This window comes from Nocardia sp. CC201C (assembly GCF_030010695.1).
GTDB classification, from domain to species: Bacteria; Actinomycetota; Actinomycetes; order Mycobacteriales; family Mycobacteriaceae; genus Nocardia; species Nocardia otitidiscaviarum.
In genome coordinates this window covers 1-7258 of sequence record NZ_JASCXP010000378.1, presented here as the reverse complement: position 1 = coordinate 7258, position 7258 = coordinate 1, and the positions used below count along the sequence as shown (strand labels likewise).

At 70.5% G+C, this 7258-nt stretch carries 8 protein-coding genes; 2 read left to right on the top strand and 6 right to left on the bottom strand.

The features are described from left to right. Positions 1-727: SRPBCC family protein (locus QK444_RS29015; RefSeq protein WP_282785311.1), on the bottom strand; the 727-nt coding region annotated here is incomplete at its 3' end. A gap of 205 nt (positions 728-932) precedes the next feature. On the opposite strand from QK444_RS29015, the gene QK444_RS29010 reads away from it, so the two are divergent. Next, on the top strand, positions 933-1511 hold the full coding sequence (locus tag QK444_RS29010; protein WP_282785310.1) for an NAD(P)-binding domain-containing protein: 579 nt from the start codon (positions 933-935) through the stop codon (positions 1509-1511). A gap of 118 nt (positions 1512-1629) precedes the next feature. Here QK444_RS29010 and mshC read toward each other — a convergent pair whose 3' ends face one another. From mshC to QK444_RS28985, 5 genes are all read right to left on the bottom strand, one after another. Then, positions 1630-2868 (bottom strand): cysteine--1-D-myo-inosityl 2-amino-2-deoxy-alpha-D-glucopyranoside ligase, encoded by a 1239-nt coding sequence (gene mshC / locus QK444_RS29005; protein ID WP_282785309.1) that lies wholly within the window; start codon positions 2866-2868, stop codon positions 1630-1632. A 470-nt stretch (positions 2869-3338) separates the two neighbouring features. Further along, the gene (locus tag QK444_RS29000; protein WP_282785308.1) at positions 3339-4112 is read right to left on the bottom strand and encodes an SCO1664 family protein; all 774 of its coding nucleotides are present in this window, start codon (positions 4110-4112) and stop codon (positions 3339-3341) included. A gap of 4 nt (positions 4113-4116) precedes the next feature. Further along, the gene (locus tag QK444_RS28995) at positions 4117-4701 is read right to left on the bottom strand and encodes a DUF3090 domain-containing protein (RefSeq protein WP_029927805.1); all 585 of its coding nucleotides are present in this window, start codon (positions 4699-4701) and stop codon (positions 4117-4119) included. 35 nt (positions 4702-4736) lie between these two features. Beyond that, complete coding sequence (locus QK444_RS28990; RefSeq protein WP_282785307.1) at positions 4737-5480, bottom strand: histidine phosphatase family protein; 744 nt, start codon at positions 5478-5480, stop codon at positions 4737-4739. 39 nt (positions 5481-5519) lie between these two features. After that, positions 5520-6461 (bottom strand): undecaprenyl-diphosphate phosphatase, encoded by a 942-nt coding sequence (locus QK444_RS28985; protein WP_306357578.1) that lies wholly within the window; start codon positions 6459-6461, stop codon positions 5520-5522. A 249-nt stretch (positions 6462-6710) separates the two neighbouring features. Here QK444_RS28985 and QK444_RS28980 point away from each other — a divergent pair. Then, on the top strand, positions 6711-7258 hold a 548-nt coding region (locus QK444_RS28980; protein WP_282785305.1), incomplete at its 3' end, for an aldo/keto reductase.

Below are 7258 nucleotides of genomic sequence, written 5' to 3'. Positions count from 1 at the left end.
GACCGACACCCACCAGCACCGGGGTGGTGGGGGCGAGCACGGTGTCGGATGCCTGGTGCCGCACCGCCTTCCGCGCTACGCGCGGCTTCGCGGGGGCCGCGTCGGCCAGGATCGCGGGCAGCGCGCCCAGCGAATCCCGCAGTGCGTCACCGAGACTGCGGGCCACCGACCCGCCCAGCGGCCCGTCGATGGGCGCACCCGCCAGTCCGGCGTCCACGGCCACCAGCGCTCCGCTCGCGGCGGGCACGACGGTCACCCAGAACGTCAGCCGCAGCCCCTGCGGTCCGGTGCCGCGCAGTTCCATCCTGGTAGCGGTCACGGCGGCGACGGTCCAGTCCAGATCGGCGGGAATGCCCATGAACCGCGCCTGCTGGGTGAATTCCAGGCCGGGCTCGGCCGTTCCGGGCGGATCGCCGCGCCAGCCCGCGTGGAACGCCATCCACTCCGGAATCCGGTCGAGTTGCACCAGATAGTCCAGCGCCTGCCGGGCGGAGACCTCGACGGACTGCCGGGCCTGGGCAGTGCGCGCGAAGGCGGCCAGCCCGTCCGGCGGGGTGTACGCGCCGTCGTCGACCGGCGGTTGCGGCCGCTCCCCCGTGCCGGTGAGTCCGGCGATCAGGTCGCGCACGATGCGCGGATCCCTGCGCACCGCCCCCAGCAGTTCACCGCCGGCGCGAATCTGCTTGCGCACCATACGGAACCGATCGAATCCGGGCACCGCCGTCACCGTCCTACCTCCTCATCGAGGGTGAGAGCCTTGGAGACTTACCGTATCGCCATCTACGTTCCAGCGGGAGGGTCGATCCGGCCGCACCGCCGCGCGGTCGCAAACACGACCAATAACACGACCAATCGGGCAATCTTTCGGTTACCCTCGGTGGTGTTGTGTCGTCGTCTCGTCGTCCGTCCGATCGACAGGAAGCGAGCGCACCATGCGAGTGGGATTCATCGGCACCGGCCGCATCGGCGGCACCCTGGCGCGACTGCTGGTCTCCGGCGGCGACCACGTCATCCTCAGCGCCGCCCACCCCGACGGACCCGCCGCCCTGGCCGCCGAACTCGGCCCGCACGCCACCGCCGTCGCCTCGCCCGAGGATATGCTCGCCGCCACCAATGTGGTGGTCATCGCCGTCTGGTGGGACGCTTTCGAGACCCTCGCCCGCGACTACGGCGACGCGCTGCGGGGCAAGATCGTCATCGACACCAGCAATCCGCTCACCGAACGCGACGGACAGGTGGTGCCGGTACCCATACCCGACGGGCTCACCAGTCCGGAGTACCAGCACAAGCGGCTCGGGAACGTGCGACTGGTGCGCACCTTCGGCGACCGCCTCGCCACCGACCTGCTCGCCGACGGCCTGCGCGGCCAGCGCACCGGTGAGACCTCCGAGATGCGGTACTGGAGCGATGACCGGGAGGCCGCCGCCACGGTGGTGCCGCTCATCCGCGACGCCGGATTCCACCCCGTCGACGGCGGCGGACTGGCCCAGTCCGAGAACGCGGGCGAATAGTCCGAGAGCACGGGCGAACAGCGCGTTCGACAGCGGTGGGCGGTCGGGGCGGGCTCACGCCGTGCTCCTGGACCCGCCCCGGTACCAGCTCCGCCCTCCGTCGGCGTAATCGCCCGCGCTAGAGCCGAATTCCCAGCAGTGCGTCCACCGCGGCACGCACCAGGCTCGGCGCGGCGGTGTCGGAACCGCCGTAGTTCACCGCCTGCTGCGCCCAGCTGTCCACGGCGGCAAGCGCTTTCGGGGTATCCAGATCGTCTGCCAGATGCTGGCGCAGCCGGGCCACGGTGTCCGCGGCGGCCGGGCCGGCGGTCAGCGCCGTCGCCGACCGCCAGTGCTCCAAGCGGGAAAGCGCCTCGGCGAGCACGGTATCCGACCATTCCCGATCCTGCCGGTAGTGCCCGGCGAACAGCCCCAGCCGAATGGCAGCCGGATCGGTGCCCGAGCGGCGCAGCGTCGAGACGAACACCAGATTGCCGCGCGACTTGGACATCTTCTCACCGTCCAGGCCGATCAGCCCGGCGTGCACATAGTGGCGGGCGAACCGGCGACCCTTCACCAGCGCCTCCGCGTGCGCGCTGGAGTACTCGTGATGCGGATAGATGAGGTCGCTGCCGCCGCCCTGGACATCGAACTCGGTGCCGATGCGGTTGAGCGCGATGGCCGCGCACTCGATATGCCAGCCCGGCCGCCCCTCACCGAACGGCGCGGGCCAGGACGGTTCGCCCGGGCGGACGGCCCGCCACAGCAGCGGGTCGATCGGATCCCGCTTGCCGGGGCGCTGCGGATCGCCGCCGCGCTCGGCGAAGAAACGCTCCATGGTCGCGCGGTCGTAACCGGACTCGTAGCCGAACTGCTCGGTGGCGTCGTGGCGGAAGTAGATGTCGGGGTGGTCCGGATCGTCCACCACATAGGCCGCGCCGCAGGCCAGCAGCTTGTCGACCAGTTCCACGACCTCCTGCACCGATTCGATCGCGCCCACGTAGTGCCGCGGCGGAATCACCCGCAGTTCGCGCATGTCCTCGCGGAACAGGTCGATCTCGCGGCTGCCCAGTTCCCGCCAGTCGATCCCGTCGCGCTCGGCCCGCTCGAACAGCGGATCGTCCACATCGGTCACGTTCTGCACGTAGTGCACCTCGTGCCCGCCGTCGCGCCAGATCCGGTTGACCAGGTCGAAGGTCAGGTAGGTGGCGGCGTGGCCGAGGTGGGTGGCGTCGTAGGGGGTGATGCCGCAGACGTACATGGTGGCGGTACGCCCCGGCGTCACCGGGCGCACCTGCCGATCGGCGGTGTCGTACAAGCGCAACGCCGGTCCGGATCCGGGAACGGTCGGGACAGCGGTATCGGACCAGGACTGCATGATTCGAGGGTAAAGGGACGATCGAGGCAGCTCCGCGCCGCCCCCGCGCGAGGAGACCCGCACCACCCACGGCGATATGCGCGGACCTGCATGAAAGCGTGCCGGGTGGGGACGTCAACCATTGGAATCATGATGTACGCAACGAACCAGGCCGCGGATGGGCGAGGCGGGGTGCGGACGCCCGCCCCGACACCGGGCGGACGGTGCGCGTGCGCGGACGGTTCCGGGCTACGGGTGACGGGCGGTGCGGTCGTCGGCCTTCCCTGCCGACCGCACCGTACTTCGGAACGGGATCGGGAGGCCGACCCGCCGTGCGATGCGGAGCACGACCCGGGGAACCGGCCCATCGCGAGTACGGAGCACGGGTCGGGGAAGCCAACCGGCGGAGCGAGCCGGAACGCGGACCGGGGAAGCCGACCAGCGGGAGCGAGCCGGAACGCGGACCGGGGAAGCCGACCAGCGGGCGCGAGTCAGAACGCGGGCCAGGGAATCGGCCGGTTGCTGTTGGGTAGCGGCAGCCGCGGATCGTCGAGTAGCGCCCGCGCCCGCGTCTCCAGCGCGTCGATCTCGGTGTCGGTGATCGACTCCGCCAGCCCGTCACCCAGCTCACCGGGCAGCGCCTTCACGAAAACCGTGATGTCGGAGAGCAATTCGTCCTCGATCGGCTCCCCGGCCCACCCCCACAGCACGGTCCGCAACTTCGGCTCGGTGTGCAGGCAGATGCCGTGGTCCACCCCGTACACCCGTCCGTCGACGCCGTCGAGCGCATGCCCGCCCTTGCGGTCGGCATTGTTGAGCAGCACGTCCAGGACGGCGAGCCGCCGCAGCCGGGGATCGTCGGCGTGCACCAGCGAGAGCGGACGCCCCGAGCCGTCCAGCGCGCGCAGCACCTCCCGGAACCCGTCGGGCACCTGCCCGGCCGGGCACAGATCCACCAGCTCCGGCCGCCCGTCGACCGGCTCGATCTGATCGACCCACCGCTGCACCATGCCCGGACCCACCGGCCCGTCGCGCAGGATGGTCTCGGGTATCAGCCCCCACCCCAGTGCCTCCGACACCCGATAGGACGCCACCTCGCGCCCGGCCAGGGTGCCGTCCGGGAAGTCCCACAGCGGCCGCTCCCCGCGCACCGGCTTGTACACCACCCGCACCCCGTCGGCCTCGCACACCAGCGTCACATTGCTGGCCGTGGTCACCTGTCCGACCACCGTCAGATCCGCGGTCCGGAACGGGTCGCCGGTCATGGGCTCAGTCCTCGGCCTCGGTCGCGCCGAAGATGTCGCCGCGCTTGTAGCCGTTGGTGCGCACGCACATATGCCCCTGGGGTGACAGCGGCTCCCCGCACAGCGGGCACGGCGGCCGTCCGGCGGCGATCACCCGCGCCGACCGTAGCGCGAACTCGCGCGCCTGGATCGGGGTGAGGAACACCCGGACCGCGTCGGGGCCCTCCTCGGTGTCGTCGAGCACCACCGACTCGTCCACCTCGGTGTCGGTGATGGCCAGCAGCTCCACCACCACCGCGCCCGCGTCGGCGTCCCAGCCCAAACCCATGGTGCCGACCCGGAATTCGGCGTCGATCGGGGTGACGAGCGGGTCGGTGTCGGCGACATCGGCGGGCTGCGGCGGCACCGGGGTGCCGAAGCGGCGGGCCACCTCGTCCAACAGCAAGCCCATCCGATCGGCCAGCACCTTCACCTGCTGTTTCTCCAACAGCACGCTGATCACCCGCGGTTCCTGCACGGCCTGCAGGTAGAAAGCGCGGTCGCCCGGCTCGCCGACGGTGCCGGCGATGAATCGATCGGGGGTGCGGAAAATGTGGATTGCTCGTGTCAATCTGCACCTCCTGACTGCCCTACACGGGATGAGAACTACTCGGCATGAGAATCGGGGCGTTCCGCATCCCCATTATCCGTACTCGCGGTATCGCCTGTCTCTCCACCGGGAACCGGACCGGTGGCCGCGGCGTCGCCGCGGCGCGGGGAAACCGCCGCCAACGTGGACAAATCCGTACCCGTGTCGTTCACCCGCCACACGTACGGGGCGGTCGGTGTGTACCGGACCACGCTGATCGACGCGGGCTCCACGACAATGCGCTGGAACAGGTCCAGATGCATGCCGTACGCGTCCGCGAGCACGGATTTGATGACGTCGCCGTGGGTGCACGCCACCCACAACGCGTCACCCCCGTGTTTTCGTGCCAGCGCCGCATCGTGTTCGCGCAGAGCGGACACCGCACGGAACTGCACCTGCGCCAAGCCTTCTCCGCTCGGGAACGCCGCCGCCGACGCGTGCCGCTGCACCACCTTCCACAGCGGTTCGGACAGCAGCTCGCCCAGGGGTCTGCCGGTCCAGTCGCCGTAGTCGACCTCCAGCAGCCGCTCGTCGGGTTCGGGTTCGATACCGAGCTTGTCGGCCAGCGGGGCGACCGTGCGCTGGCAGCGCAGCAGCGGCGAGCACACGATGTGCTCGACGGGCAGCGAACCCAATCGCTGCACCAGCGCCTGCGCCTGTTCGCGGCCACGGTCGGTCAGATCGACCCCCGCACTGCGACCGGCCAGCGTGTGGGCGGCATTCGACGTGGACACGCCGTGCCGCAACAGGATCACCGTCACCGGGCCAGCCTACTGGCTACGCGGAATGCCGACATGTGATCACGTCGCCGAGATGACGCCGCCGGCCAGCAGGCCCATGACCGCCAACCCCAACACGATGCGATAGCCCACGAACCAGTTCAGTGAGTGGCCGGCCACGAAACGCAGCAGCCACGCCACCGACGCGTACCCCGCCGCGAACGCGATGATCGTCGCCACCAGCAGCTGCGGACCCGAGGCGTTGAGCCCGGCCCCGGCCGGTTCGAAGGCGTCCGGCAGCGAGAACAGCCCCGACGCGGTGACCGCCGGAATGGCCAGCAGGAACGAGAACCGCACCGCCGCCTCGCGGGTCAGCCCGCAGAACAGGCCGGCCGTCGAGGTCGCCCCGGAACGCGACACGCCCGGGATGAGCGCCAGGCACTGCGCGAAACCCATGACGAGGCCGTCGCGGGTGGTGAGCTGCTCGATCGGCCGCTGCTTCTTGCCGTAGTACTCGCCCGCGGCGATCACCAGCGCGAAGGCGATGAGCATGAACGACACCAGCCACAGATTCCGCGCGCCCGTACGGATCTCGTCCTTGAACAGGAAGCCGATCAGGCCGATCGGGATGGTGGCGATGATCACGTACCAGCCGATGCGATAGTCGAGTTCGCGCTGCGCGTCCGCGTCCAGGCCGTATCCGGTGTCGCCGTACCCGGTGTCGCGGTAGACCGGCAGCTGGGTGGTGGGCTGATCGTGCAGCGGCACGGTCTCGCGCTGGCGAGCCTTCAGTTTCATGCCCACGGTGGTGAACCAGGCGACCAGGATGCGCCAGATGTCCTTGGCGAAGAACACCAGAACGGCCGCCTCGGTACCCAACTGGGTGACGGCGGTGAACGACGCGCCCGCATCGTCGCCGAAGAACACCGACGACACGATTCGCAGATGCGCCGACGACGAAATCGGCAGAAACTCCGTCAAGCCCTGCACCAGCCCCAGCACCACCGCCTGCAGCCACGTCATCGACTCGCCCACGCACCACTCCTGTCCACACCGAATCCTCTACTGCCGGTGGGCAATTCGCCCACCGTCGACGGCCTGCCCCGCACCCGGCCCCGCCGCGATATCGTTGGCGACCCTACCCGCCCGCCCGCGCGGGCTGGTAGGGGTCCGCCGCAACCGCGATGTGGCGAGGTCGACGGCGAGGCTTGCGCCCTGGGAAACCACCTGTGCGCCTAGGCTGACGCGTGTGACACGAGGGTTTGCACGGTGATGGAACAGCGGACGGTGGGCCGCAGTGGACTACGGGTGTCCCGAATGGGGCTGGCCACGCATACCTGGGGCCGGGAGACCGACGCCGACGACGCGGCCGCCCAGCTCATGGCGTTCGTGGAGGCGGGCGGCACGCTCGTCGACACCTCCCCCGCCTACGCCGACGGGACCGCGCAGCGCATTCTCGGCGAACTGCTGCGCGAGATCGGCAGAGACGAGCTGGTGCTGTCGGGCAGCGCGGGACGCACGCCGGTGCTGGCCGATCCGGCCGCGCCCGCGCCCGCACCCACCCGATGGACGGTGGACGCGTCGCGGCGCACCATGATGCGCCAGCTCGACGCCACGCTCGCGACGCTGGGCACCGACCATCTCGACATCTGGACCGTGGACGCCTGGGATCCGCACACGCCCCTGGAGGAGATCGCGGCCACGCTCGAGTACGCGGTGCGCACCGGGCGGGTGCGCTACGCCGGGGCGCGCGGCTACGACGCCTGGCAGTTGGCGACGCTGGCCGCCGCCGCGCCGATCACCGCCGCCTATTCGCCGTA

Excerpts from the sequence above, each read along its gene's own strand:
- QK444_RS29010 (WP_282785310.1), top strand. The coding sequence starts at position 933 with ATGCGAGTGGGATTCATCGGCACCGGCCGCATCGGCGGCACCCTGGCG.
- QK444_RS29000 (WP_282785308.1), bottom strand. The coding sequence starts at position 4,112 with ATGACCGGCGACCCGTTCCGGACCGCGGATCTGACGGTGGTCGGACAG.
- mshC (WP_282785309.1), bottom strand. The coding sequence starts at position 2,868 with ATGCAGTCCTGGTCCGATACCGCTGTCCCGACCGTTCCCGGATCCGGA.
- QK444_RS28985 (WP_306357578.1), bottom strand. The coding sequence starts at position 6,461 with ATGACGTGGCTGCAGGCGGTGGTGCTGGGGCTGGTGCAGGGCTTGACG.